This is a genomic window from Escherichia sp. E4702 (genome assembly GCF_963883545.1).
In the GTDB taxonomy this organism is placed as follows: Bacteria; Pseudomonadota; Gammaproteobacteria; order Enterobacterales; family Enterobacteriaceae; genus Escherichia.
In genome coordinates, this window is sequence record NZ_CAWORF010000015.1 from 64,072 (window position 1) to 90,930 (window position 26,859).

At 50.3% G+C, this 26,859-nt stretch carries 23 protein-coding genes and 5 pseudogenes; 15 read left to right on the forward strand and 13 right to left on the reverse strand.

The genetic code is table 11. The features are described 5' to 3' along the window. Positions 1-22: 22 nt before the first annotated feature. Together ydeA and ptrR are read right to left on the reverse strand one after the other, a co-directional pair. Complete coding sequence (gene ydeA / locus AACU94_RS08690) at positions 23-1,213, reverse strand: L-arabinose MFS transporter (RefSeq protein WP_130219099.1); 1,191 nt, start codon at positions 1,211-1,213, stop codon at positions 23-25. Positions 1,214-1,301: 88 nt separating this feature from the next. Continuing rightward, positions 1,302-2,183, reverse strand: a complete 882-nt coding sequence (gene ptrR, locus AACU94_RS08695; protein ID WP_130219101.1) for a putrescine utilization regulator PtrR — start codon at positions 2,181-2,183, stop codon at positions 1,302-1,304. A 100-nt stretch (positions 2,184-2,283) separates the two neighbouring features. Here ptrR and sad point away from each other — a divergent pair, with 100 nt between their 5' ends. The 6 genes from sad to AACU94_RS08725 all read left to right on the forward strand — a co-directional run bounded on the left by sad (position 2,284) and on the right by AACU94_RS08725 (position 9,396). Beyond that, complete coding sequence (sad, locus tag AACU94_RS08700) at positions 2,284-3,672, forward strand: succinate-semialdehyde dehydrogenase (protein WP_135489278.1); 1,389 nt, start codon at positions 2,284-2,286, stop codon at positions 3,670-3,672. A 63-nt stretch (positions 3,673-3,735) separates the two neighbouring features. Further along, the gene (gene glsB / locus AACU94_RS08705; RefSeq protein ID WP_064529958.1) at positions 3,736-4,662 is read left to right on the forward strand and encodes a glutaminase B; all 927 of its coding nucleotides are present in this window, start codon (positions 3,736-3,738) and stop codon (positions 4,660-4,662) included. After that, complete coding sequence (locus AACU94_RS08710; protein WP_001191034.1) at positions 4,662-5,021, forward strand: DUF4186 domain-containing protein; 360 nt, start codon at positions 4,662-4,664, stop codon at positions 5,019-5,021. The genes glsB and AACU94_RS08710 overlap by 1 nt, the downstream gene beginning before the upstream one ends. Before the next feature lie 138 nt (positions 5,022-5,159). Continuing rightward, the gene (locus AACU94_RS08715) at positions 5,160-6,578 is read left to right on the forward strand and encodes a sensor domain-containing diguanylate cyclase (RefSeq protein WP_130224814.1); all 1,419 of its coding nucleotides are present in this window, start codon (positions 5,160-5,162) and stop codon (positions 6,576-6,578) included. Between the two features lie 245 nt (positions 6,579-6,823). Continuing rightward, entirely contained in the window at positions 6,824-8,275 is a 1,452-nt protein-coding gene (uxaB, locus tag AACU94_RS08720) for a tagaturonate reductase (RefSeq protein ID WP_135489279.1), read from the forward strand. 206 nt (positions 8,276-8,481) lie between these two features. Continuing rightward, positions 8,482-9,396, forward strand: coding sequence for a bestrophin family protein (locus tag AACU94_RS08725; protein ID WP_135489280.1), 915 nt, complete (start codon positions 8,482-8,484; stop codon positions 9,394-9,396). A 3-nt stretch (positions 9,397-9,399) separates the two neighbouring features. Here the strand turns inward: AACU94_RS08725 and tam are convergent, their stop codons facing one another. The 7 genes from tam to lsrA are packed head-to-tail and all read right to left on the reverse strand — an operon-like array spanning position 9,400 to position 16,014. Beyond that, positions 9,400-10,158, reverse strand: coding sequence for a trans-aconitate 2-methyltransferase (gene tam / locus AACU94_RS08730; protein WP_130219112.1), 759 nt, complete (start codon positions 10,156-10,158; stop codon positions 9,400-9,402). Positions 10,159-10,214: 56 nt separating this feature from the next. Then, on the reverse strand, positions 10,215-10,505 hold the full coding sequence (lsrG, locus tag AACU94_RS08735; protein WP_135489281.1) for a (4S)-4-hydroxy-5-phosphonooxypentane-2,3-dione isomerase: 291 nt from the start codon (positions 10,503-10,505) through the stop codon (positions 10,215-10,217). A 23-nt stretch (positions 10,506-10,528) separates the two neighbouring features. Next, positions 10,529-11,404 (reverse strand): 3-hydroxy-5-phosphonooxypentane-2,4-dione thiolase, encoded by an 876-nt coding sequence (gene lsrF, locus AACU94_RS08740; protein ID WP_135489282.1) that lies wholly within the window; start codon positions 11,402-11,404, stop codon positions 10,529-10,531. 26 nt (positions 11,405-11,430) lie between these two features. Then, complete coding sequence (gene lsrB / locus AACU94_RS08745; protein ID WP_135489283.1) at positions 11,431-12,453, reverse strand: autoinducer 2 ABC transporter substrate-binding protein LsrB; 1,023 nt, start codon at positions 12,451-12,453, stop codon at positions 11,431-11,433. Positions 12,454-12,464: 11 nt separating this feature from the next. Beyond that, positions 12,465-13,457 (reverse strand): autoinducer 2 ABC transporter permease LsrD, encoded by a 993-nt coding sequence (gene lsrD, locus AACU94_RS08750; protein ID WP_105288422.1) that lies wholly within the window; start codon positions 13,455-13,457, stop codon positions 12,465-12,467. Next, on the reverse strand, positions 13,457-14,485 hold the full coding sequence (gene lsrC / locus AACU94_RS08755; RefSeq protein ID WP_135489284.1) for an autoinducer 2 ABC transporter permease LsrC: 1,029 nt from the start codon (positions 14,483-14,485) through the stop codon (positions 13,457-13,459). The genes lsrD and lsrC overlap by 1 nt, the downstream gene beginning before the upstream one ends. Continuing rightward, complete coding sequence (lsrA, locus tag AACU94_RS08760) at positions 14,479-16,014, reverse strand: autoinducer 2 ABC transporter ATP-binding protein LsrA (protein WP_135489285.1); 1,536 nt, start codon at positions 16,012-16,014, stop codon at positions 14,479-14,481. Before lsrA ends, lsrC begins: the two co-directional genes overlap by 7 nt. Positions 16,015-16,262: 248 nt before the next feature. Here lsrA and lsrR point away from each other — a divergent pair, with 248 nt between their 5' ends. The 4 genes and pseudogenes from lsrR to AACU94_RS08780 form a co-directional block, all read left to right on the forward strand. Then, positions 16,263-17,216: a transcriptional regulator LsrR gene (gene lsrR / locus AACU94_RS08765; RefSeq protein ID WP_135489286.1), complete on the forward strand. Its 954-nt coding sequence runs from the start codon at positions 16,263-16,265 to the stop codon at positions 17,214-17,216. 78 nt (positions 17,217-17,294) lie between these two features. Beyond that, on the forward strand, positions 17,295-18,887 hold the full coding sequence (gene lsrK, locus AACU94_RS08770; RefSeq protein ID WP_135489287.1) for an autoinducer-2 kinase: 1,593 nt from the start codon (positions 17,295-17,297) through the stop codon (positions 18,885-18,887). Positions 18,888-19,130: 243 nt separating this feature from the next. Then, positions 19,131-19,397, forward strand: a complete 267-nt coding sequence (hipB, locus tag AACU94_RS08775) for a type II toxin-antitoxin system antitoxin HipB (protein WP_130219125.1) — start codon at positions 19,131-19,133, stop codon at positions 19,395-19,397. A gap of 33 nt (positions 19,398-19,430) precedes the next feature. Continuing rightward, positions 19,431-19,949: pseudogene (locus AACU94_RS08780) on the forward strand (HipA domain-containing protein); the annotation flags it as partial. Between the two features lie 306 nt (positions 19,950-20,255). Here the strand turns inward: AACU94_RS08780 and AACU94_RS08785 are convergent. Further along, positions 20,256-20,408: pseudogene (locus AACU94_RS08785) on the reverse strand (alpha/beta hydrolase); the annotation flags it as partial. On the opposite strand from AACU94_RS08785, the pseudogene AACU94_RS08790 reads away from it, so the two are divergent. From AACU94_RS08790 to AACU94_RS08805, 4 genes and pseudogenes are all read left to right on the forward strand, one after another. Further along, positions 20,408-20,623, forward strand: a pseudogene (locus AACU94_RS08790) (heavy metal sensor histidine kinase); the annotation flags it as partial. The pseudogenes AACU94_RS08785 and AACU94_RS08790 sit on opposite strands and share 1 nt — an antisense overlap. A gap of 64 nt (positions 20,624-20,687) precedes the next feature. Further along, entirely contained in the window at positions 20,688-21,167 is a 480-nt protein-coding gene (locus AACU94_RS08795; protein WP_135405901.1) for a (R)-mandelonitrile lyase, read from the forward strand. Continuing rightward, positions 21,145-21,906, forward strand: coding sequence for a carboxymuconolactone decarboxylase family protein (locus AACU94_RS08800; RefSeq protein ID WP_135489290.1), 762 nt, complete (start codon positions 21,145-21,147; stop codon positions 21,904-21,906). The genes AACU94_RS08795 and AACU94_RS08800 overlap by 23 nt, the downstream gene beginning before the upstream one ends. A 158-nt stretch (positions 21,907-22,064) precedes the next feature. Continuing rightward, entirely contained in the window at positions 22,065-23,129 is a 1,065-nt protein-coding gene (locus AACU94_RS08805) for an alpha/beta hydrolase (protein WP_135489291.1), read from the forward strand. 61 nt (positions 23,130-23,190) lie between these two features. On the opposite strand, the gene AACU94_RS08810 is transcribed toward AACU94_RS08805, so the two are convergent. After that, complete coding sequence (locus AACU94_RS08810; protein WP_135489292.1) at positions 23,191-24,084, reverse strand: LysR family transcriptional regulator; 894 nt, start codon at positions 24,082-24,084, stop codon at positions 23,191-23,193. 150 nt (positions 24,085-24,234) lie between these two features. On the opposite strand from AACU94_RS08810, the pseudogene AACU94_RS08815 reads away from it, so the two are divergent. Beyond that, positions 24,235-24,654 (forward strand): annotated as a pseudogene (locus AACU94_RS08815) (NAD(P)H-binding protein); the annotation flags it as partial. 36 nt (positions 24,655-24,690) lie between these two features. On the opposite strand, the pseudogene AACU94_RS08820 reads toward AACU94_RS08815, so the two are convergent. Both AACU94_RS08820 and AACU94_RS08825 read right to left on the reverse strand, forming a co-directional pair. Next, positions 24,691-25,575: pseudogene (locus tag AACU94_RS08820) on the reverse strand (AIDA repeat-containing protein); the annotation flags it as partial. Beyond that, on the reverse strand, positions 25,568-26,788 hold the full coding sequence (locus tag AACU94_RS08825) for an autotransporter strand-loop-strand O-heptosyltransferase (protein ID WP_135489293.1): 1,221 nt from the start codon (positions 26,786-26,788) through the stop codon (positions 25,568-25,570). The pseudogene AACU94_RS08820 and the gene AACU94_RS08825, both read right to left, overlap by 8 nt. Positions 26,789-26,859: the final 71 nt, after the last annotated feature.

Genomic DNA, 26,859 nt, shown 5'->3' on the forward strand with positions numbered 1-26,859 from the left:
AAGGCCCGAATGGGCCTTTCAACTATTGTGTCTGTTCTTCGAGTTTCACTGGCCAGCGGCGGAATATGACGATTGACCATATTAACGCAGCGAGAGCAGGCACCGCGCCAACATAGCCAATCATCGACATCGACCAGTGAAGACTCACCTGATTACCCACCAGCGCCCCGGCGCCGATACCAATATTAAATATTCCCGAAAATAGCGCCATCGCAACGTCGGTAGCATCCGGTGCCAGCGCCAGCACTTTTACCTGCATCCCAAGGCCGATGATCATCATCGCAATCCCCCAGAAAACGCTCAGTACGCCGAGGTGCATCTCACTGTTCGCCGCAGGTAACAGTAGCGCCAGGCACACCAGCAATAACGCAATTGCCGCACTCACCAGCGTAGACGCATACTGATTGCCGAGTTTGCCGAAAATCAGGCTACCAATGATGCCTGCGCCTCCGAGCATTAACAGCAATGCGGTGGCAAAATTGGCGCTGAACCCAGCTACGTTTTGCACAAAAGGCTCGATATAGCTGTATGCCGTGTAATGCGCGGTAACCACCACTACCGTCAACAAATAAATGCTCATCAATGCCGGGCGGCGGAACAGTTGCGGAAGACTTTTCAACGACCCGGAATGCTCGCTGGGGAGTAATGGAAGTAACTTAATCAGGCATAGCAGGGTGATAAGCGCTCCAATACCAATGGCAAAAAACGTCGTTCGCCAGCCGAAATATTGCCCCACAATTCGACCAATGGGTAAACCTAATACCATTGCCAGAGCTGTACCGGTAGCAATTAAACTCAACGCCTGCGCTCGTTTACCTGCTGGCGCCATGCGAATCGCCAGAGACGCCGTTATCGACCAGAAAATAGCATGTGCGAAAGCAACGCCGATTCGACTGATCACCAGAACGGTAAAGCTCCACGATAAAAATGACAGCACATGGCTGGCAATAAACACCACAAACAGGCAGATCAGCAATTTGCGGCGTTCAACCTGACTGGTCATTAGCATAAAAGGCAATGACATTAGCGCTACTACCCATGCATAAATGGTCAACATGATGCCGACCTGAGCAGTTTGCATGTGAAAACTTTGCGCAATGTCAGAAAGCAAGCCAACAGGGACAAATTCGGTAGTATTGAAGATGAAGGCGGCTACTGCCAGCGTAACTACCCGTAGCCACGCCACTTTGCGGGAAACAGTGTTTGTTGTCATAACAGATTATCGGGTGAGTTGCAAAAAGGTGATGAAATGATCTTAAAACGGTTAATGATGTGAATACAATGACTTTGTGATCTACGTCTCATTTTGCCGCTTCATGCTGTTCCAGCGATGTGTCAAGCAGTTCAATAAACGCCTCAAGCTGACGAGTCTTCGCGCCACGACGCCAGACCAGCCATGTCGTTAACCAACGCCATTGCTCACCTAATGGCCAGGCTTCTACCTGATGATGCCCCGGCATACTTTCCAGCATGGAACGAGGAATAAGCGCAATTCCCGCTCCGGCGATTACACAGGCCAGCATACCGTGATATGACTCCATCTCATGAATTGTCCCCGGCGCTGCGCCGTCGGCATGAAACCAGCTCTCAAAGTGGCGGCGATACGAGCAGTTAGCGCGGAAGGCATAGATATTACAACCATTAACCTGACTGGCGCGGGTAACGGGAGTATGTCCTTGCGGCGTAACGATCATCAACTCCTCGCGGTACACCGGCATCCCGTCAATGGCGGTATGGTTAATCGGACCATCAATAAATGCCGCATTCAGTTTTCCCTCAAGTACACCGTCCAGCATAGTTCCGGAAGGGCCAGTGGAAAGGGAAAACTGAATTTTAGGATAACGACGGTTAAATTCTGCCAGCGTAGCTGGGATGCGTACCGCTGCGGTGCTTTCCAGCGAACCGAGAGAAAACAAGCCTTGTGGCTCATCGCCAGCAACAACATTTCGCGCTTCGTCGACCAACGCGAGAATTTGTTGGCTATAGCGCAAAAAATTATGCCCGGCAGGAGAGAGACGTAAACGCTGATTCTCGCGAATAAACAGTTCAACGCCGAGTTCTGTTTCCAGCTGGCGGATACGGGTAGTCAGGTTAGATGGCACACGATGCACTTTTGCTGCCGCCTGGGTAATGCTGCCAGCCTCGGCAACGGCGTTAAACATCTCCAGTTGGGTCAGATCCATAACATTCTCGATTCGTGAATAAGTGACTTAATATTATTCATTTTCACGAAAGAGTAAATCTGCGTATCTTCACACCATAACTCACGAAGGAGATACCCGGATGACCATCACTCCGCTTACCCATGCTATTTCAATAAATCCAGCCAATGGCGAACAACTTTCTGCACTGCCGTGGGCTGGCGCTGACGATATTGAACACGCACTTCGGTTCGCGGCGGCAGGCTTTCGCGACTGGCGCGTAACAAACGTAGATTATCGCGCAGAAAAACTGCGTGATCTCGGTAAGGCTTTGCGCGCCCGTAGCGAAGAGATGGCGCATATGATTACTCGAGAAATGGGGAAACCGATCAAACAGGCGCGTGCCGAAGTGGCGAAATCGGCAAACTTGTGCGACTGGTATGCAGAGCATGGCCCGGCAATGCTGAAGAGCGAACCTACGCAGGTAGAAAATCAGCAAGCGGTTATTGAATATCGTCCTATGGGGACGATCCTGGCGATTATGCCGTGGAACTTTCCGTTATGGCAGGTGATGCGAGGGGCTGTTCCCATTATCCTGGCAGGTAACGGTTATTTGCTTAAGCATGCGCCAAATGTGATGGGCTGTGCACAGTTAATTGCTCAGGTCTTTAACGATGCAGGTATCCCACAAGGCGTATATGGCTGGTTGAATGCCGACAATGACGGTGTAAGCCAGATGATTAAAGACCCGCGCATTGCTGCTGTTACAGTCACCGGAAGTGTCCGTGCGGGAGCAGCCATTGGCGCGCAGGCTGGGGCGGCGCTGAAAAAATGTGTGCTTGAACTGGGCGGTTCCGACCCGTTTATTGTGCTTAACGATGCCGATCTGGACCTGGCCGTGAAAGCCGCGGTTGCCGGACGTTATCAGAATACCGGGCAGGTTTGTGCAGCAGCAAAACGCTTTATCCTCGAAGAGGGGATTGCCTCTGCATTTACCGAACGTTTTGTGGCGGCGGTATCGGCGTTGAAAATGGGCGATCCGAGTCATGAGGAAAACGACCTCGGACCGATGGCGCGTTTCGATTTGCGTGATGAGCTACATCATCAGGTTGAAAAATCACTGGCACAGGGCGCCCGTCTGTTACTCGGAGGGGAAAAGGTAGCAGGCGCAGGAAACTACTATCCGGCAACGGTTCTGGCAGACGTCACGCCAGAAATGACCGCGTTTCGTGAAGAATTGTTTGGACCCGTCGTGGCAATCACCATTGCGAAAGATGCTGAACATGCGCTTAAACTGGCTAATGACAGCGAGTTTGGACTTTCAGCAACCATTATTACCTCTGATGAAGCACTGGCGAAACAAATGGCAGCACGTCTGGAATGTGGAGGGGTGTTTATCAATGGTTTCAACGCCAGTGATGCACGGGTAGCGTTTGGCGGTGTGAAGAAGAGCGGCTTTGGTCGTGAACTTTCCCATTTTGGGTTACATGAGTTCTGTAATATCCAGACGGTATGGAAAGACCGGATCTGACGTCACATATTTAGCTCTGTTATACTCGCAGGTCTTTTCAGACCTGCGAGCAAGGAGCAGAGAGTGGCAGTCGCCATGGATAATGCAATTTTAGAAAACATTTTGCGGCAAGTACGTCCGCTAATTGGTCAGGGGAAAGTCGCGGATTATATTCCGGCACTGGCAACGGTAGAGGGTTCCCGACTGGGCATTGCTATCTGTACCGTTGACGGACAGCTTTTTCAGGCCGGAGACGCGCAAGAGCGTTTTTCAATTCAGTCTATTTCCAAAGTGCTCAGCCTCGTTGTTGCAATGCGTCATTACTCCGAAGAAGAGATTTGGCAACGTGTGGGCAAGGATCCGTCGGGATCGCCTTTCAATTCCCTGGTGCAACTTGAAATGGAGCAGGGTATTCCACGAAATCCTTTTATTAATGCCGGTGCGCTGGTGGTCTGCGACATGCTGCAAGGGCGATTAAGCGCCCCACGGCAACGTATGCTGGAAGTGGTGCGTGGACTAAGCGGTGTGTCTGATATTGCCTACGATACGGTGGTAGCGCGTTCAGAGTTCGAGCATTCTGCGAGAAATGCGGCGATAGCCTGGCTGATGAAGTCGTTTGGCAATTTCCATCATGATGTGACAACAGTACTGCAAAACTACTTTCACTACTGTGCACTAAAAATGAGCTGCGTTGAGCTGGCCCGAACGTTTGTCTTTCTGGCAAATCAGGGGAAGGCTATTCATATCGATGAGCCCGTGGTGACGCCAATGCAGGCGCGACAAATTAACGCGCTGATGGCAACCAGTGGTATGTACCAGAACGCGGGCGAGTTTGCCTGGCGGGTGGGACTTCCGGCGAAATCTGGCGTTGGTGGCGGTATTGTGGCGATCGTCCCACATGAAATGGCCATTGCGGTCTGGAGTCCGGAACTGGATGACGCAGGTAACTCTCTTGCCGGTATTGCAGTACTTGAACAATTGACGAAACAATTAGGACGCTCGGTTTACTAATGCAGTCTCTTGATCCACTCTTCGCGCGTTTATCCCGTTCAAAATTTCGCTCCCGCTTTCGTTTAGGCGTGAAGGAGCGTCAGTATTGTCTGGAGAAGGGCGCGCCGGTTATCGAACAACATGCGGCGGATTTTGTCGCTAAACGTCTTGCCCCGGCCTTACCGGCGAACGATGGCAAGCAAACTCCCATGCGCGGGCATCCGGTGTTTATTGCCCAGCATGCTACAGCAACATGTTGTCGCGGCTGTCTGGCTAAGTGGCACAACATTCCGCAAGGTGTTTCGTTAAGTGAGGAACAACAACGTTATATTGTGACGGTTATCTACCACTGGCTGGTTATTCAGATGAATCAGCCATAAGAATGTCAGATTTCGACAAAGCCGTATCGGATTAATATCTTTATTTGTCACCGCTGCCAGTGAACATGCTATCCTTTATGAGAATTTACTTATTGCGTTAAAATAATTGCAGCCTGCAATTGTATGGACAGATAATTAATGCGTGTACACCCCATCTCAACTTTCCATTTGTTCCTGGAAGGCCATTTGCTACGTAATAGCATCGCGATTTTTGCGCTAACCACGCTGTTCTATTTTGTTGGTGCAGAGTTACGTCTGGTTCATGAACTCTCTCTCTTCTGGCCGCTGAATGGTGTGATGGCAGGGGTTTTTGCCCGGTATGTCTGGCTCAATCGACTGCATTACTATGCAATCAGTTACGTGGCGATGCTGGCTTATGATGCGATGACTACCGAATGGGGTTTAGTTTCACTGGTCATCAACTTGTCCAATATGATGTTTATTGTGACCGTGGCTCGGTTAGTGGTGAGGGATAAGCGACTGGGGAAAAATAAGTATGAGCCAGTAAGTGCCTTACGCTTGTTTAATTATTGCCTTATAGCCGCATTATTATGCGCAATTGTCGGGGCGGTTGGTTCAGTAAGTATTGATAGTCTGGATTTCTGGCCCTTACTTGCTGACTGGTTTAGCGAACAGTTTTCGACGGGCGTGTTAATTGTTCCGTGTATGTTGACGCTGGCGATCCCCAGGGCGTTGCCACGCTTTAAAGCAGAACAGATGATGCCGTTTATTGCGCTCATTGTATCGGTCATTGCCTCGGTAGTGATTGGCGGTGCGGGGAGTCTGGCGTTCCCATTGCCTGCATTGATCTGGTGTGCGGTACGCTATACCCCGCAGGTAACGTGTTTGCTGACTTTTTTGACGGGAGCGGTGGAAATCGTACTGGTGGCAAATTCGGTGATAGATATCGCCGTCGGTTCGCCGTTCTCTATCCCACAAATGTTCTCCGCTCGTCTGGGGATTGCTACCATGGCAATTTGCCCAATCATGGTTTCCTTTAGCGTGGCGGCAATTAATTCGCTGGTTAAGCAAGTTTCTCTGCGTGCCGATTTTGATTTTCTCACCCAGGTTTACTCGCGCTCAGGTCTTTTTGAGGCGTTAAAAAATTCGTCACTACAACAGACACAACATCTGACGGTGATGCTGCTTGATATCGACTATTTCAAAAGCATAAACGACAACTATGGTCATGAATGTGGCGATAAAGTTTTAAGCGTGTTTGCCCGGCATATACAGAAGATAGTTGGTGATAAGGGGCTGGTGGCGCGGATGGGCGGCGAAGAATTTGCGGTTGCAGTGCCTTCAGTGAATCCTGTGGATGGTCTGCTGATGGCGGAAAAAATCCGTAAAGGCGTAGAAATGCAACCGTTTATCTGGCAACAAAAAACGCTTTACTTGACGGTTAGCATTGGTGTCGGAAGTGGAAGTGCAACATTTCGTACGTTAATCGATGATTTCAACAAACTAATGGTAGAAGCCGATACTTGTCTTTATCGCTCGAAAAAAGACGGGCGAAATCGTACCAGCACTATGCATTATGGCGAGGAAGTTGTCTGACAAATTTGCGAGTTTTTGTGGGGAACATCTAATTTGTTCTACCAATTTGGACATTTTCCACTTTTACCTCGAGTCATGATTACAAGCTTTAACTTTCCGGAACCTTGACCAGCAGCACATTTTTCGCCAAAAACCGTGAATTGTTCACCGCGAGTTGATCAAAACAGGGGTTCAGCGTATTAAAGTTTGCTAACCTGTCGTACCAATTCAAACAGGTTGTATGACTAATCAAAAGGGAACCCATTGTGAAAACACTAAATCGTCGCGATTTTCCCGGTGCACAGTATCCAGAACGTATCATTCAGTTTGGTGAAGGTAACTTCCTGCGTGCCTTTGTAGACTGGCAAATTGATCTCCTGAATGAGCACACCGATCTGAATTCTGGTGTGGTCGTAGTTCGTCCGATTGAAACTTCATTCCCGCCGTCACTGAGCACTCAGGATGGTCTGTACACCACCATCATTCGTGGTTTGAATGAGAAGGGCGAAGCGGTTAGCGATGCGCGTCTGATTCGTTCTGTTAATCGTGAAATCAGCGTCTACAGTGAATACGATGAATTCCTGAAACTGGCGCACAACCCGGAAATGCGCTTTGTTTTCTCTAACACCACCGAAGCAGGTATCAGCTACCATGCAGGCGACAAATTTGATGACGCGCCAGCGGTAAGCTATCCGGCAAAACTGACTCGCCTGTTGTTCGAACGTTTTAGCCATTTCAACGGTGCGCTGGATAAAGGTTGGATCATCATCCCGTGTGAACTGATCGACTATAATGGCGATGCGCTGCGTGAACTGGTTCTGCGCTACGCGCAGGAGTGGGCGCTACCAGAAGCATTTATTCAATGGCTGGAGCAGGCTAACAGCTTCTGTTCAACGCTGGTGGACCGTATCGTTACCGGTTATCCGCGTGATGAAGTGGCGAAACTGGAAGAAGAACTGGGGTATCACGATGGTTTCCTCGATACCGCTGAACACTTTTACCTGTTTGTGATTCAGGGGCCGAAATCTTTAGCTTCAGAACTACGTCTGGACAAATATCCGCTCAACGTATTGATTGTTGACGATATTAAGCCATACAAAGAGCGTAAGGTTGCAATCCTGAACGGTGCGCATACGGCGTTGGTGCCAGTTGCGTTCCAGGCAGGGCTGGATACTGTAGGCGAAGCAATGAACGATGCTGAAATTTGCGCATTCGTTGAGAAAGCCATCTACGAAGAAATTATTCCGGTACTGGATTTGCCTCGTGATGAACTGGAATCTTTCGCCAGTGCAGTCACCGGGCGTTTCCGTAACCCGTACATTAAGCATCAGCTGCTTTCCATCGCGCTCAACGGTATGACCAAGTTCCGTACCCGAATTCTGCCGCAGTTGCTGGCAGGACAGAAGGCGAACGGTAAACTTCCGGCCCGACTGACCTTCGCGCTAGCGGCATTGATTGCATTCTATCGAGGAGAACGTAACGGGGAAGCGTATCCGGTACAGGATGATGCCCACTGGCTGGAACGTTATCAGCAACTCTGGAGCCAGCATCGTGACCGTATCATCGACACCCAGGAGCTGGTCGCTATTGTGCTGGCAGAAAAAGACCACTGGGAACAGGACCTGACGCAAGTGCCTGGCCTGGTCGAACTGGTTGCTAATGACCTGGATTCCATTCTGGAAAAAGGGATGCGCGAAGCTGTACGTCCGTTGTGCTAAATAGCTTCGTTATCTGAACCCGGTTTCGACCGGGTTTCTTATTTAACTATTTTAGTTACAACATCCCATATGCTGATTATCATAACCAGGTGCCATATGTAGCACCTGTAAATGTTGTAGTCTTGTAGGTAATTTGTAAGTACTGTCTTGAGAATGTGATCGTAATCACGTTTAATAGGGCGACTTGTCCACGCCTGAAGATAACCATGATCGTTCGTCCACAACAACACTGGCTGCGCCGTATTTTTGTCTGGCACGGTTCAGTATTATCCAAGATATTCTCGCGCTTACTACTCAATTTTCTCTTTTCTATCGCTGTTATTTTCATGCTGCCCTGGTACACGCATTTGGGCATCAAATTCACCCTCGCACCGTTCAGCATTCTTGGTGTCGCCATCGCCATCTTTCTGGGTTTTCGTAATAACGCGGGGTACGCCCGTTACGTTGAAGCGCGAAAACTTTGGGGGCAGTTGATGATTGCTTCACGGTCATTATTGCGTGAGGTAAAAACGACATTGCCGGATTCGGCAAGGGTAAGGGAGTTTGCCCGACTGCAAATCGCCTTCGCCCACTGTTTACGCATGACGTTACGCAAACAACCACAGGCGGAAGTGCTGGCACATTATCTCAATGCCGAAGATCTTCAGCGTGTACTGGCTTCGAACTCTCCAGCTAACCGTATCTTGTTGATAATGGGGGAGTGGTTGGCGGTTCAGCGCCGCAATGGACAACTTTCAGATATTCTGTTTATTAGCCTCAACGATCGGCTTAATGATATTTCAGCGGTTCTGGCAGGCTGCGAGCGCATTGCCTATACGCCAATTCCCTTTGCCTACACCCTGATTTTGCATCGTACCGTTTATCTGTTTTGTATCATGCTGCCGTTCGCGCTGGTCGTGGACCTGCATTACATGACGCCTTTTATCTCTGTGCTGATTTCCTACACTTTTATTTCGCTGGATTGTCTGGCGGAAGAATTGGAAGATCCGTTCGGTACTGAAAACAATGATTTACCGCTGGATGCCATCTGCAACGCTATTGAAATTGACCTGTTACAGATGAACGATGAAGCAGAAATTCCAGCAAAAATTCTTCCCGATCGCCATTACCAGCTGACGTGATAATTACTCCGTACGTCGGGCAACAATAAACAGTCGCGGGAATGCCAGCAGTATCTGTCCGTTCTCTTGCAGTGGATACTGCTCTTCCAGCATCTGATGGTAGCGTGTAAGAAAATGCTGCTGTTCGCTCTCAGTCAGATCCTGCAACCACGGACGTAATCCGGTTGCGGTCACCCAATCGATAATCGCCTGGTGCGACGGCATCTGGTGATAGTAAGTGGTTCGCCAGATATCAATCTCGCATCCGGCTTCGCTCAAAATATCGTAGTAAGCATGAACGCCAGCCAGCGGCTCACGCCCGCGATCCGGATAATTTTGTTCCCAGGCGACTTCGCGCATCAGCACATGGGTCGGCTCCAGCCAGTTATCTGGCATCTGTACTGCCAACACACCATGGAGATTAAGTAACGAAACCAGATGAGGAAACAATTCGTAGTGGTCGGGCAGCCATTGCAATGAGGCATTAGCGAAAATCAGATCCAGTGCCTGTTTAGGTTGCCAGTTGCGGATATCTGCTTCCACAAACTGGCAGTCCGGCAAAGCACTGCGCGCTTCGGCAATCATCGCCGGAGACGAGTCGATGCCCGTTATCCTGGTCGCAGGCCAACGTTGATGCAGCAGGGCGGTGCTGTTACCTGGGCCACAGCCAAGATCGGCAACGTATTCGACATTTTCCAACGGCACTCTGGCAAGCAGCTCCACCGCCGGACGCGATCGTTCAGCGGCAAAGTGCAGATATAAAGAGGGGTTCCAGTCAGACATTTTTTTACTCCCGTCAGCGCGTTACCCCAATTGTAGATAAAACTGATGAATTCGCCTCACGGCATCAACCCATTGAACACACGTTTTTTACGCGGCCCGGTCATTAGCTCTTCAAGTTTCGCGACACAGGTTTTGTAGTGGGTCGTGGTTTTATGGAACGCCACTGCGTCTTCATCTTTATAGGCTTCGTAAATATAAAAGCGCGAATTCACTTCCGGGTCCTGTAAGACATCGAAGCGCAAATTACCTTCTTCCTGTACCGAGCCCAGGTGGTTCTGGCGAAAGACCTCGATAAACTCGTCAACCTTGTCTTCATGAACGTTAATTTCAACCAGTGTGACGTGCATGATTCTTCTCCTTAAATCCGCAGTTACTGTTTTTCACTCAAATAGAGTTCATATGCCCGATCAGCCGTTTCGTTATGGTGAACCACCGCCTGTACGGCTTTCATCATCGCCACCGGATGGTCAGACTGGAAAATATTACGCCCCATATCCACACCAGAAGCGCCCTGATCGATAGCCTGCCAGCACATTTCCAGCGCCTCGCGCTCCGGTAATTTTTTACCGCCAGCAATAACAATGGGTACCGGACATCCGGCAACAATCCGTTCAAAACCTTTATCGACATAATAGGTTTTGATAATTTGCGCCCCCATTTCAGCGGCGATTCGAGTCGCGAGCGAGAAATAACGCTGATCGCGCACCATATCTTTGCCCACGCCAGTGACTGCCATGGTCGGCATTCCCACTTTCATTCCAGCATCGACCAGCTGAATAATATTTTTGATCGACTGATGTTCATATTCGCTGCCGATATAAATCTGCGCCGCCACCGCACAACTGTTCAGGCGCACGGCGTCATCCATCGATAACGCCACTGCTTCATTACTTAATTCCGCAAGGATAGAGTTCGCACCTGACGCCCGCAGTACCACTGGTTTATTGGTCGCCGGGGGCACTACGCTACGCAAAATACCGCGCGTACACATTAATACATCGGCATGTTCAAACAGTGGGGCGATATTTATATCGATGCGTTCAAGTCCGGTAGTCGGCCCTTGAAAATAACCATGGTCAAAGGCCAGCATCACGGTTTTACCCGTTTTCGGATTAAATATCCGCGATAAACGAGACTGCATTCCCCAATCCAGCGCACCGCAACCTTTCAGGGTAAAAGGGATATTTTGTTGCGGTTGATCGGTGCGAAAATCTTTACCATCTTTAATATCGTCTAAATCTGCCATAACTTACTCCGGTTAAGTAATGCACATCAGAAATCGTATTTGCCGATATTTTCTTTATTGAAAACCACGCGCTCTGGTAACAGTACGATGCCATTACCATCCGCTTCGTAGTCATAGCCCTGAACGCTGTTTGGCGAGACTTCAACCTGACCTACGCCCTGAATATCCAGCTTGTCGCCCGTTTTCATTGATCCTTTTTTCAATAATGCATCCGCGACATAGACCGAAATTTTGCCTTGCTGAACCACATCCCACAGGCCAAATTCTTTCACCGTGCCGCGCTCTACATACGGACGCATCACGTTTGGCGTACTGAATCCCACAATCGCGACTTTGTCATTTTTAAGGTTTTCAGCGGCTTGCGCGGCGGCGGGCAGGGCGTTGGCGTCGGGGGCGATAATGGCGTCGAGATCGCTATACGCTTTTAATATGCCTTCTGCGGTTTGTAACGATTTAGTGGCATCGTTATAGCCAAACTGCGTAGTGACAATTTCCCAGCCTGGATGCTCTTTGGCGATTTTCGCTTTCGCTTCTTTCACCCACTGGTTTTGGTCCGTAACGGTGGGGCTGGAATAGAAAAACGCGACTTTGGCTTTGTCTTTATTCACCTGGCGCGCCGCCATATCCACCAACATACCTCCCAACTGGGCGGGCGTTCCCTGGTTAATGTAGTAAGAACGGCACTCCGGTTTGGTATCAGAGTCCCAGGTCAGCACTCTCACACCACGTTGCATGGCGCGTTTCAGTGCCGGGCATAAACCATCTGGCGAAACCGCAGAAACGATAATGGCGTTATATCCCTGATTGACGAAGTTATTAATCAACTGTACCTGACCAGAAACACTGGGTTCTGTTGGCCCATCGTAGGTCACATCAACGCCCAGCTCTTTACCCGCTTGTTGTGCGCCGTTGCCACCGCTGGTAAAAAATCCCACGCCAACCAGTTTGGGAATAAATGCAATACGCTCTGCGGCCTGCACATTCATAGAGATTGCGGCAATACCAAAGGCGCTAAGTAAGGCGATTTTCTTAAGGCGATGAAGTGTCATGAAGATATCCTTTATGGCAATGGGTTATTGGCCCGACGCGCCAGCCACTCTTTAATTTGCTGGCGATGCAGGCTAACGGAACGACCTACGACAACGACGATAAGCAGCGCACCGGAAAGGGCGCTGGACACCTGATTTGGCACTCCTGCCATTTGCAAACCTTGTTGCAAATATCCCACTAATAAAACCGCAATGGCGGTGCCGATAATGGAACCGGAACCACCATAAATATTGGCACCGCCAAGCACCACGGCGGTGATGGCGGGCATCAGAAACGACGCACCGAGATCGGAACGTGCTGAACCAAAATACGACACCAGCAGCACAGCGGCGACCGCAGACGCCAGCCCCGTCATGGCATAGAGCGCACATAAGGTGCGGTTAACTGGAATCGCGCTATAAAGCGCCACACGCGGGCTTTGCCCAATCAAAAACACGTTACGTCCGGCATGAGTTTTATGCAGCCACAGCCAGAAAACGAGGAGACATATCAGGAAGATAATCAGCGGAACGGGGAGTCCCAGCACATCCAGGTTAGCGAAATCTGTAAACGCCATCGGGAATCCACCAATACCTTCGTACCCCGTCGCTCCGGCCATCCCGGAAAGCAGCAGAGCGCTTCCGGCAAACAGATACAGCGTGCCAAGCGTAATCACCAGCGGGTTAACTTTGGTATAGATAATTAATCCGGCGTTAATCAGCCCGCACAATGCGCCGAGCAGAAAGGTCAGAAGAATCGCCAGCGGCATCGGCACACCACTTTGAAACAGTACGCCTAATGCAATGGCGCACAAGCCGATGGTCGAACCAAACGAAATATCGATCCCGCCACTGACAATCACCATCGTCAGCGGTAGGGCGACAATGCCAATGCAGATAAAGTCACTGGTGCTGAACAGCAACATATTGAGATCTAACATCCGTGGGTTAATTGCACCAAATGCGACGATCTCAATAACCAGCAGTGCGGCAAGGGCCAGTTCCCAACCGTAGCGAATACGCATTACGCGGCCTCCCGTTTTTTACCTGACGGAGCGGGTTTAACGGATGGCGGTGGCGTCATAAAGCGGGCATATTTTTGCCGCCGCAGATTACGTTCCAGCGCGCAACGCAGGCGCCCATCAAACACCAGCACCGCCAGCAGAACCAGGCCCGCGATAAAATCATTCCACCATGCCGGAATGCGCAACAGCACCAGTACGCTATCGATCTGCGTCAAGAACCAGGCACCGAGTACCGCACCGATGATCGCACCGGAACCGCCGAGCAAACTAATGCCGCCCAGCACGCAGGCTGCAATCGCTTTCATCTCCAACCCGGTACCGGTCTGGTTGGGGATAAAACCAATCTGCGAAGCAAACACAATCCCCGCCAGTGCCGCCATGCAGCCGTTCAACGAAAATGCCACAATCCGAATGGCTTCCGTACGAACGCCCAGTTGACGAGCGCCCTGCAAATTATCGCCCGTGGCATAAAAACTGCGTCCAAACGCCGTCTTCGCCAGCAGCCAGGCCATAAATGCCACCAGAATTATCGTCAACCAACCAATCGCGGAAACGCCAAACAGTAGCGGGGCGGAGAGTTGTTTCAGTTCGGCGGGTAACCCTTCAATCCATTTTCCGCCAGTCCACAGCAGCATGATGCCTCTGTACAATCCTAATGTACCGAGCGTGGCGACAATGGCTGGGATCTTTAGCCACGCGACCAGGACACCGTTGAAAAATCCCGCGAGCAAGCCGAGCAGTAACGTCGCGACACAAGCAACAGGCAGTGAATACCCGGCGTTCAGTAATATCCCCAACAGCACCGCGCACATCCCCGTAATTGAGCCTACCGAAACATCAATATTGCGCGTCAGCATCACCAGCGTCGCGCCCATTGCCAGCAGGATCAGGATTTGTGCGCTGCTATAAACCATGGTCAGCGTTTGCAGACTTAAATACTGACGGTCGAGAAAACCGGGTAATACAAACAGCAGCACCACCGCCAGCAGTGCCGTGATTTCACGGTTGTTCTGAATAAACTTCAGCATGACGCCTCCTGACGCTGACTATCGCCGAAGGCAACGCGCATAATGGTCTCGACATTAATATCGCGCCCGGTCAGTGCCGAGTGGGTAATTTCACCCTGATGCATCACATACACGCGGTCAGCCATCAGTTCGATCTCTTCCAGATCGGAGGAGATAAGCAGCACGGCCACATTTTGTGCGGCGATGCTGCGCAACAGCTGGTAGATATCATTACGGGCCGAGACATCCACGCCGCGCGTCGGCTCATCGACAATCAATACTTGCGGCGAAGCTTCCATGCATTTGGCAATCAGGATTTTTTGCTGGTTGCCACCGGATAAAGTTCGTGCAGCTTGTTCCGGTTGGTTTAATTTAATATTCAGCGCGCGACGATATCGCTCCAGTGTGGCGTTATCTTTCGCGGTTTTTGCCCAGAATCCGCGTTGATTATGGGTGAGGGCGCAGACGTTCCACGCCAGCGAAGCATCGAGATTCAATCCTGAGGACTGGCGATCTTCTGGTAGATAAACCAGACCGCGATGCAAACGTTCTCCGGTAGATAATTTATTGATCTCTTTACCATTCAATATGATGCGCCCGCCACGAAAAGGTCGCAGACCATACAACGTTTCTGCCAGTTCAGTGCGCCCGGCCCCCACTAGCCCAGCCAGGCCAAGAATTTCTCCGGCATTCAGCGTAAAACTGACATTCATAAAACCTTCGCCAGTCAGATTTTCCAGCGCCAGTACCGATGTTCCAGCTGCATGTTGTGGGCGATTACCGGGCAACTCCAGCCATAACTTTTGACTGGCTGAGAGAGATTTTTCTCGCGTTGCTGGCGTAATGGCCTGAATGATGTCGTCGGTAGACAGCTCGCTGGTTTTGCCACTTAACGCAATAGTTCCGTCGCGCATCACGCTAATCCGATCGGCAATCTGGCGAATTTCCGGCAGCTTATGTGAGATAAAAACAATACCCACGCCAGTGGCGAGTAGTTCCCGCAAACGGCCAAACAAGCGTTCGGTTTCCGCAGGGGTAAGCGACGCTGTAGGTTCATCGAGAATAAGAATTTGCGAATCGCGCATCAGACCGCGCAGGATTTCCACCATTTGTCGGTCGGCAACATCCAGTGAGCCCGCCAGACTATGGAGATCAAACTGGCAGCCCAGAGCCGCCAGCAAGTTCTTCATCTTTTGCATGGAGAGCTGTTTTTTTGCCAGCCCAAACAGGATGTTTTCTTTTATCGACAGGCTTGGGAAAAGCAGCGGTTCCTGGGGAACGAGATAAATACCCAACTGATGAGCATGAACTGGCGTTAATCTGGTGTAGTTGTTGCCACCAATCTCCAGCGTACCGCTATCAGCAGGGGTAATACCGGCGATGATTTTCATTAGCGTCGATTTACCCGCGCCGTTACCGCCGAGCAGGGCGTGGACTTCCCCCTGATGCAACGTAAAATCAATACCTTTCAGGACATTAACCCCTGAATACTGTTTATAAACCGAGCGGGCGCAAAGTAGCGGTAACGCGCAGGTATCACTCGTTTGCATATTTCCCCCATTCAGTTTTGTAGGTGAGTTTTGAACAAATGTGTTTCTACTTTTAATTTGTTCATAACCTTAGGTGGGCATTGCACATATTTCCGACGAATAGATCACAATTTATGCTATTTTGATTTTTATGGTTGCGTTTGTTCATGCTCGTTTGACCAAACTGTGGTTGCTATCACAGATATAAATGCGCAAGAACTGAACAATTGCATTAAAGGTTTAAATATGTTCAAAGTGAAGAATGAATTATGACAATCAACGATTCGGCAATTTCAGAACAGGGAATGTGCGAAGAAGAACAGGTCGCGCGGATCGCGTGGTTTTACTATCACGACGGGCTGACCCAGAGCGAGATCAGCGATCGCCTCGGGCTAACGCGTTTGAAAGTGTCGCGGTTACTGGAGAAAGGGCATCAGTCCGGCATTATTCGCGTGCAGATTAATTCTCGCTTTGAAGGCTGCCTGGAATATGAGACGCAATTACGTCGCCAGTTTTCATTACAGCATGTGCGGGTGATCCCTGGACTCGCAGATGCAGATGTCGGCGGGCGCTTAGGAATCGGTGCAGCGCATATGTTGATGGGATTGCTCCGGCCACAGCAAATGCTGGCGATTGGCTTTGGCGAGGCAACGATGAACACGCTGCAACGCTTAAGTGGTTTTATTTCGTCACAGCAAATCCGCCTGGTCACGCTCTCCGGTGGCGTCGGCTCTTATATGACAGGCATCGGGCAACTTAATGCAGCGTGCAGCGTCAACATCATTCCGGCGCCATTACGGGCATCTTCGGCTGAAATTGCCCGAACGCTGAAAAATGAAAACTGCGTCAATGATGTCCTGTTAGCCGCGCAAGCTGCGGATGTGGCCATTGTCGGCATTGGCGCCGTGAATCAAAAAGAGGATGCGACGATTATTCGCTCCGGTTATATCAGCCAGGGCGAACAGTTAATGATTGGTCGAAAAGGGGCCATTGGCGATATTTTAGGTTACTTTTTTGACGCTAAAGGTGACGTTGTCACGGATATCAAAATACATAACGAACTGATTGGCTTACCTTTAACCGCGATGACAACCATTCCAATTAGAGTAGGTGTCGCAGGGGGCGAAAATAAAGCCGAAGCGATCGCCGCTGCGATGAAAGGCGGCTACATCAACGCGCTGGTTACCGACCAGGATACTGCCGCTGCGATTTTACGTGGTTAATTTAGCATCACCTTATTACCGGGAACGATGGAGAACGTATAGAGGAACAGACAGAACGCTTAAGCCGAGGACAATCTAATGGCTCGACTCTTTACCCCTTCAGAATCAAAGCATTACCTGATGGCGCTGGACGCAGGCACCGGAAGTATTCGGGCTGTGATTTTCGACCTGGAAGGCAATCAAATCGCGGTAGGACAGGCGGAGTGGCGGCATCTGGCAGTACCTGACGTTCCCGGTTCAATGGAATTTGATCTGAATAAGAACTGGCAACTGGCGTGCGAATGTATGCGCCAGGCGTTACATAATTCAGGTATCGCGCCGGAATATATTGCTGCCGTTTCGGCATGTTCGATGCGCGAAGGCATTGTTTTATATAACAATGAAGGAACACCGATCTGGGCCTGCGCCAATGTGGATGCCAGAGCGGCGCGGGAAGTCAGCGAACTAAAAGAACTGCATAACAATACCTTTGAAAACGAAGTGTATCGCGCGACCGGACAAACGTTGGCTTTAAGCGCCATTCCCAGATTACTTTGGCTGGCGCATCATCGTTCTGATATCTACCGACAAGCGTCGACCATCACCATGATCAGCGACTGGCTGGCCTATATGTTAAGTGGGGAGCTGGCGGTCGATCCGTCTAACGCAGGCACCACGGGACTTCTTGATCTAACCACCCGTGACTGGAAACCTGCATTGCTGGATATGGCCGGACTGCGGGCTGATATTCTTTCTCCTGTCAAAGAAACCGGCACATTGCTGGGCGTGGTAAGTTCACAAGCTGCGGAACTTTGCGGCCTGAAGGCTGGCACTCCGGTGGTCGTGGGAGGAGGGGACGTGCAACTCGGTTGCCTTGGGTTAGGCGTTGTGCGTCCGGCACAAACCGCTGTTCTTGGCGGCACATTCTGGCAGCAAGTTGTAAACTTAGCCGCGCCGGTAACCGATCCAGAAATGAACGTGCGCGTTAATCCCCATGTTGTTCCTGGCATGGTACAAGCTGAATCTATTAGCTTTTTTACCGGACTCACCATGCGCTGGTTCCGCGATGCCTTTTGTGCCGAAGAAAAACTGATTGCCGAACGTTTAGGTATCGACACCTATACGCTGCTGGAAGAGATGGCCAGTCGGGTGCCGCCTGGGTCGTGGGGCGTGATGCCGATATTCTCCGACAGAATGCGCTTTAAAACCTGGTATCACGCTGCGCCTTCCTTTATTAACTTGTCCATTGACCCGGATAAATGTAACAAAGCGACATTGTTCCGTGCGCTGGAAGAAAATGCGGCGATTGTATCAGCGTGTAACTTGCAGCAAATTGCTGATTTTTCTAATATTCATCCCACATCGTTAGTCTTTGCAGGCGGAGGTTCAAAAGGGAAATTATGGAGTCAAATTCTCGCTGATGTCGCGGGATTACCCGTTAATATTCCGGTGGTCAAAGAAGCCACCGCATTAGGATGTGCCATTGCCGCTGGCGTCGGTGCCGGGGTTTATTCATCAATGGCAGAAACTGGAGAACGTCTTGTACGCTGGGAACGAACGCATACACCAGACCCAGAAAAGCATGAACTTTATCAAGATTCACGCGATAAGTGGCAGGCTGTATATCAGGATCAACTGGGGCTGGTTGATCACGGACTGACGACATCGTTATGGAAAGCGCCTGGGTTATAGTTTTATTGACAGCCACATCCTGATAACCGTGGCTGTTAATTTTTGAGCATCGGTATTCCTATTTCTTTTCAACCGGCGCATCAGCGCCGTTTTTTAAATTCTCCCTTTTATCCGCGATCGCGGATATCGCAGCATTTATCCCGTATAGCGGATAAAATGCGTTTACAGATTGACTTTATCCTCACTAAGGGATAAAACGGACAATATCCCCTTAAGCGGATAAACTTTCTGTGGACGTATGGCATGATAAGCTTTCCGATGATCTATAGCCCAACGCAATTAGCGAATGCAATGAAACTGGTTCGTCAGCAAAATGGCTGGACGCAGAGCGAGCTGGCGAAAAAAATCGGCATCAAGCAGGCGACGATTTCGAATTTCGAGAATAATCCCGATAACACCACGCTGACGACATTTTTTAAGATATTACAGTCACTTGAACTCTCAATGACGCTATGCGACACGAAAAACGCTGCGCCAGAATCAACAGAACAGCAAGATCTGGAGTGGTAATGCCTAAACTTGTCACTTGGATGAACAACCAGCGCTGACGGAGGCCCTGGCATCGCGCGGATCATGGCGTTTTTAATGGGGTCCAGCGAGGCGCTTCGCGATCGTTATGATTTTATGAAATTCCAGGTATTCCAGTGGTTGATTGGCGCGACGGACGGCCATGCGAAAAATTTTTCGGTTTTTATCCAGGCCGGTGGCAGTTATCGACTCACGCCATTTTACGACATCATTTCAGCATTTCCGGTATTGGGTGGCGCGGGAATACACATCAGCGATCTCAAACTGGCAATGGGGCTTAACGCATCCAAAGGCAGAAAAACGGCAATCGATAAAATTTATCCGCGACATTTTTTGGCGACAGCAAAGGCGCTGAAATTCCCGGAAGTGCAGATGCATGAAATCCTGAGTGACTTTGCCAGAATGATTCCCGCAGCACTGGATAACGTGAAGACTTCATTACCGGCAGATTTTTCGGAGAATGTGGTGACGGCAATTGAAACCAATGTGTTGAGGTTGCACGGTCGGTTAAGCCGAGAATACGGAATTAAGTGAGATGTGGGGTTTGATCGTGGCTAATGAGCAGGACAATCATGACCGCTAAAGACTGGATTTTCCCTTTGTTTATGTTGGTGCGCATAATGTATATTATGTTAAATGATGAATTGGATTGGATAAGCAACGTCTTACACCCACGTCTCGCCTCGTAGAGTCAGCAAATTAGTACCCTATTGTCGGAATCTTGATTCCCCAGAATGCTGGAGCTCTCTTTCGATTTTTTAACTACCTCGCCAAGTGGACAGTGGCTACAGCTGATGGATATCCCCCAGCCTGTACGGCTGGGGATCGCCTGGAGGGTAACTAGATATTCTTATGGAAGAAAACGTCTAACTTTTGCGTCGCCTGGTCAACGTATTCAGGCACCCAATATGTCTCAATGTGGGTAGCACCATCGATCAGGAAGAGTTCTTTGTCCTTCGTACCGGTAGCTTTAGCGAACGCATCTTTAGTCAGCAAGGAGTGATGCCCATCATGGGTTGGGCCTGTCGATCGTGCGTGCCGTCGCCATTATGCACCAGGGTGATGTCTTTGCCCGTAGTGAAGGCGGCATCAATACATTTGGCCTCACTTTTGCGCTGAAAGCGGATAAAACGGTGAGCAATGCGCCTTCAGGCACTGAGTCTGGAGCAACGTTAGCTGACAAAATTGTCAGCGAGGCGTCAGCCTGACGACATGTCCGTCTGAATAGAATCATTGTCTCCCCTCCTGTCACCGTAGATAAGGACGCGTTGTATGATCAGACAGTTACATTATCTTGGGCTACTACTGCCTCTCTTCACAACTTCATCATGGGCTGCGGAGCAAAATTCCACTGTCCATATCGCCCCCGCCGGAAGCCAGACTGCGGTGTATGGCTCGGCGGAGAATTTTACCGGTCGTGTCCGGGTTGATCCGCTGTTCAATGCTGACAACGACATCCGTGTTTCCGCGGCTTATGTCACCTTTGAACCTGGTGCCCGCTCCGCCTGGCATACGCATCCAGCAGGTCAGCGACTGATTGTGACCTCTGGTGTTGGACTCACCCAACAAGAAGGCAAGCCGGTACAGGCGATCCGTGCTGGCGATGTTGTCTCTTGTCCGGCGGACGTTAAACACTGGCATGGGGCGGCCCCCGGTAGTGCGATGACACATCTGGCAATAACCGGCGTGGTGGATGGCAAAAGCGTTAACTGGAAGGAGTTAGTGACAGATGAACAATACCACGCCCATTAAGATATTAACGGCAGCGGTACTGCTAACCTTTGGTTTTGCGCTTACCGCAAATGCTGCGCTCAACAATAAAGGAGTCACCGAAATGAATCATGAATATACGGTTTCAGATACGCTGTCAGCTCGCCAGCAGGCCATTCCGTTGATAGCCGCATCAATGGCCAGCAGCCAGATGGATAAGCTGAATGCAGCGCTTAATCAAGGACTTGATGCAGGACTCACGATAAACGAAGCTAAAGAAATTCTCATCCAGCTCTATGCCTATACGGGATTCCCCCGCAGCCTGAATGCACTGAATGAGCTGATGAAAGTCGTCGAAACACGTAAACAACGTGGCATCGAAGACATTGAAGGTAAAGCGCCGATCGCCCCGATTCCCGTCGGGGATGAGCTTCGCCGTGTCGGTACCGCAAACCAGACGAAAATCTCAGGCGCGCCTGTTCAGGGGCCACTGTTTGATTTTGCGCCAACAATAAATCAATTCCTGCAAACACATCTGTTCGGCGATATTTTCGCTCGCGATAACCTCGACTGGCAAAGCCGTGAACTGGCAACAGTTGGCGCATTAGCCGCTACGCCAGGCGTTGAAGCCCAGTTACTGTCACACACGCGAGCAAGTCTGCGAGTCGGTCTGACGGCAGCGCAGTTACGACAATTAGCACAGGTTCTGCGTGAACATGGCGACAATGATGCAGCCACAAGAGCTGAAGAGGCACTGCAAAAAGCGTTTGAGAACAAATAGAGACGGTCGTCATGCAGACTCTCCCCTTGGTCAGTGCACATACGTGATTCATCCTCTGCATTTATGAATCCGCCAAATAAAGGCAATCAAGGGGACGAAATAATTAACGCTGGCAACTCAGATATGATTAAACGGCAACCATAACAGAGGATGTAATTTTGAAAACGGTCTTAAAAATGCTGGCCATCTGCATGATGGCAGGAGGCCTGGGGGCGCAGTCTGTATACGCCGAACCATTGGTTATTCAGGAGCAAGGCAGTTTTTCTGCCGGAGGCACCATCATCACCGCCCCGGGAACATTTGACGCGAAAAAGCCGCTGGACTCTGCAGGTCAAACTTATCATGGCGATCATGCGTCGGTGTTCTATCAAATACCGGAGAATCCGCATAAATATCCCATAGTTATGCTGCATGGCGCGGGCCAGTCTTCTCGTACCTGGGAAAGTACGCCGGATGGTCGTGAAGGGTTCCAGAACATATTCCTGCGCCGCGGATTCTCCACGTATATTGTCGATCAGCCGCGCCGGGGTGATGCCGGACGTACCACTGTAGAAGGTACGGTTACACCAAAACCTGATGAGCAGATGTGGTTTAACCAGTTCCGTGTTGGCGTGTGGCCAGAGTATTTTAAAGGCGTCCAGTTTTCCCACGACAAAGAGGCACTAAATCAGTATTTCCGCCAGATGACTCCGAATACAGGGCCATTTGATGTCAATGTCATCTCTGATGCGATGTCTGCCGTAGTGGATAAATCAGGCCCGGCAATCCTCTTTACTCACTCTCAGGGGGGTGGACCAGGCTGGTATACCGCGATGAAAAACAACAAGGTCAAAGCCATTGTCGCCTTCGAGCCAGGCAGCGGTTTTGTGTCCCCGGAAAAAGAACTCCCTGCCCCTATGCCAAGTGCGTTCGACACGCTGAAGGGTGAAGCAGTGCCAATGGAACAGTTTATGGCGCTGACTAAAATCCCGATTTTGATTATTTACGGCGATAACATACCGGATAAACCTGTAGCCATGCCCGCACAGGACAGCTGGCGAGTACGGCTGGCAATGGCGCGTAAGTGGCGTGATGTGGTTAACAAGCATGGTGGGGATGTCACGGTGACGCATCTGCCTGAAGTAGGGATAAAAGGTAATACCCACTTCCCGTTCTCTGACCTGAATAATGTGCAAATCGCTGATTTGGTAAGTCGGTTTTTGAAAGAGAAAAATCTGCAATAGCCATACCAGGCATGCGTATGCCGTTAATACCTAAACGGGCCCACAGCAAAAAGCGGGCCCTTTACTCTGAATAGCGAAGTGCATCAATCAACAGCGCAAAAGCAGGCGGATGCTGCTTACGGCTGGGATAGTAAAGGTAATATCCGGGAAAAGTTGGACACCACTCCTGTAAAACCTGAATAAACTCGCCTGACTTTACATAATCCTGAATCACGTCTTCGGGAACACAGGCAATACCAAATCCTGATAATGCGGCATCAATTCTTTCTGGCAGCAAATTAAACGTCAGTTGCCCATCAACTCTGACCCGAAACGGTTTCCCTTCGCGTTCAAACTCCCAGTGATAAAGTCCACCGGCAGTTGGCAGACGCATATTGATGCAGCGATGATTTTGTAGTTCGTGAGGCGTTTCAGGCGCAGGGTTTGCAGCAAAATACGCCGGCGCTCCCACCATAGCCATCCGCATATCAGGCCCAATTCGCACTGCAATCATATCCTTATCCACACTTTCACCCAGCCGGATCCCGGCATCAAAACGACCTTCAACAATATCGACAAAACCGTTATCCACCACCAGTTCGACATTGATTTCGGGATATTCCCTGAGGAACGGTTTTAGCTTCGGCCAGACCAGACTGCGCGCAGCATGTTCCCCGGCTGATAAACGAATATTCCCGGAGGGCGTGCCATTCAGTTGGATAAGTGATTCCAGCTCGCGCTCAAGCTCATCTATACGTGGCTCAAGACAGGCAATTATTCTCTCCCCTGCTTCCGTGGGGGCCACGCTACGGGTAGTTCGGGTTAAGAGACGGATATTTAACCTTTCCTCCAGTGCCTTCATTGCATGGCTAAGTGCAGACTGAGAGACGCCGAGTTTGCTCGCTGCTTTGGTAAAACTTCGCTCTCTTGCCACCACAAGAAAGATTTGCAGTTCGTTGAAGTTTTCTTTAAGCATTGACGATTTCCTTGTAGAAGCATTCCCTTCAAAGCGCATTCATGAAGGGTGTTCATAGACACAATCATTTTAGCCTCGTTACTGGCAATAATGATAATTGATATTCTCTGGCTGTATCAAATATAAGGCTGAATTATCAGAAGGTTTATCATGAAAATACTCGTTGCTGGCGCAACAGGAAGCATTGGTATTCATGTTGTGAATACTGCTATTGCAATGGGCCATCAGCCCGTGGCTCTGGTCAGGAATCGGCGGAAAATCAAGTTACTCCCTCGTGGAACAGGTATTTTCTATGGCGATGTTTCAATACCTGAAACACTCACCGATTTACCGAAAGATATTGATGCCATCATTTTTACACTCGGCTCCGATGGTCAGGGACGTATTGGTGCCAGAGCGATAGATTACGGCGGTGTACGTAACATTTTGCGAATATTCAGGGATACACCTGTTCGCATCGCCCTGATGACAACGATTGGCGTAACTGAGCGGCTCAGTAGCTGGAATCAACGTACTGAAGTTCATGACTGGAAGAGACGCTCTGAACGCCTGGTCAGAGCCAGTGGGCACTCCTCCGTTGTTAATGGTGGTGTCAGTAGCGCTGCCGTAGACAATCTGGTCCCCACCGTTAACTATTGTAGAGGTCACACTGCCGCCACTTGAAACACGCTGCACCCCACTGTTAATAGTGGTACTCGTGGCACTGCCACCACTGGAGACATGCTGATTCCCACCGTTAATGGTGGTGCTCGTGGCACTACCGCCGCCGGAGACATGCTGGTTTCCACCGTTAATAGTGGTACTCGTGGCACTGCCACCACTGGAGACATGTTGCATCCCACCTCTGTTAATAGTGGTGTTTGACCCACTGCCGCCGTTCTCGACAAGCAGACTCCCACCGCTGTTTAGGGTCGTATCTTTGGCTTGATGCCCATTTAATACCCTGAGATAACCTCCATTCTCCAGTAGCATATTGCTGGCACTGCCCCCGGCAACACTGAAGCTGCCGTTAGCATTGTTACCGTTCAGGATAGAACTGGTGTTCGCTGCAATAATGCCGCCGCTGCTCTGAATAACATTAACAGCGCTACCTCCGGTGTAAACCATCAACTCACCACCGCTGTGAACGGTAGTGTCAGTAGCGATAGCACCCGTGGAGACATACTGCTTCCCGCCACTGTTAATAGTGGTACTCGTGGCACTGCCGCCAGTATCGATCCACAAATAGCCGCTACTGTTAATAACAGTACCCGTGGCACTGCTACCACTGAAGATATTCAGCGTCGTACTTGTTCCACCACTTCCAATTGTCTGATTGTCATAGGCTGCCGCCAGTACAGGCTGTGACGGCAAAAGCAAACCAGCAATCAGCCCTGCCAGCACGGTACGCTTGATTTGCCGAGGGCGCTGACCTCCTTTACGGGTCAGTTCTGAGGTAACGACCCACATCCCTGTGGATTCATTCCAGACAGTGTTATAAACCTTATTCATTGCTTACTCCTTTCTCCAGAGTGTCCTCAACACCCTGTTCAGTTAAAGAACGGTGAAGTTTATTGATGACGCCATTGACCTGAGCGCCAGTTATCAGCCGAGTACATTCAAATTGCCGGTCAGTGTTTTTATGTCTCGGACACCACAGAAAATCGTGGTGGTCAAAATTCAGCGATGTATCGTCCCAGCATCCATTGCAGCCATGGGAGTTGAATACCCGCCACGGGGTATAAAACTCGCTATTGGGCAGGCTGAAGCCACTTATCAGCACCACCGGAATACGGGTAGCCCAGGCCAGCCATGACAAGCCGCTTGGCAGTCCAATGAAGAAGCTGGCATGGCGCAGCAGGTTCACCCGCTCCTGCAGCGGGAGCTTGCCGGTAAAGTCCTCTGCTCCCCACGGGATGTGATTCCAGACAAAGCCCTGGCCATAATGGGCATCCCGGTCAATGCACAGCACCCGGTAACCCAGTGATTTCAGGTGTGCGACAACCTCACTCCAGCCAGTGCCGTTGTTCCAGTATTTCGCCTGACAAGTGGACTGTGTGGCGATGCACACATAAGGCTCCTGGATAATCCGGGGGGCAGACAGGTCAAGCCGGACGGGGGCTTCACGCGGGTCAACGCCCAGAATGTAGCCCGCAGAGCGGTGGAAACCGACCTTGCGGAAATCCACCGGCTGATTGTTTGTATCGCCACCGAAATAGAGCCCCACGCGATAGGTGGCATAAGGCGCCACCGTGCGCGGCTTATCCGGCGTGGAAAACTGTATCTGCGGATACTGAGGCGCCAGCAGATCAATAATGTCCTGCGCCATCGTGCATTCCAGACGGCACTTATGCAGGGACTGGAAGCGTTCCGCATAAGGAAACCAGCCGAGCAAATCGCCCAGCGTCCCGGTCGGGAATGAAATCAGTACAGGCCGGTCTTTTAATTTCAGGGTTTCATCCAGCAGAGGCGTTTCTTCCCCCTGACGGAATACCTGAATACGAAAGCGCACGAAATATTTCTTACTGCTGGTTACCCAGCCTTTATCCACATCGCAGCAGAAAAGAATATTTTCTGAATCCGCATCCAGCAAACGCACGTGCCATTTCCCTTCAGGAAGCAATACACGTGCACCATCATTAAAGTCATAAAAAATATTTTCAGGCCCTGCCTGCGTTGGCGTGTCAGGCGGAGGGATAAAAAATGTATTCTTCAGCGTTGACATATTTTCACCTTCAAAAATATATAAGCGTTGAAAAGCACGATGAGTACGCTAAAAATATAACTGAAGTGTCT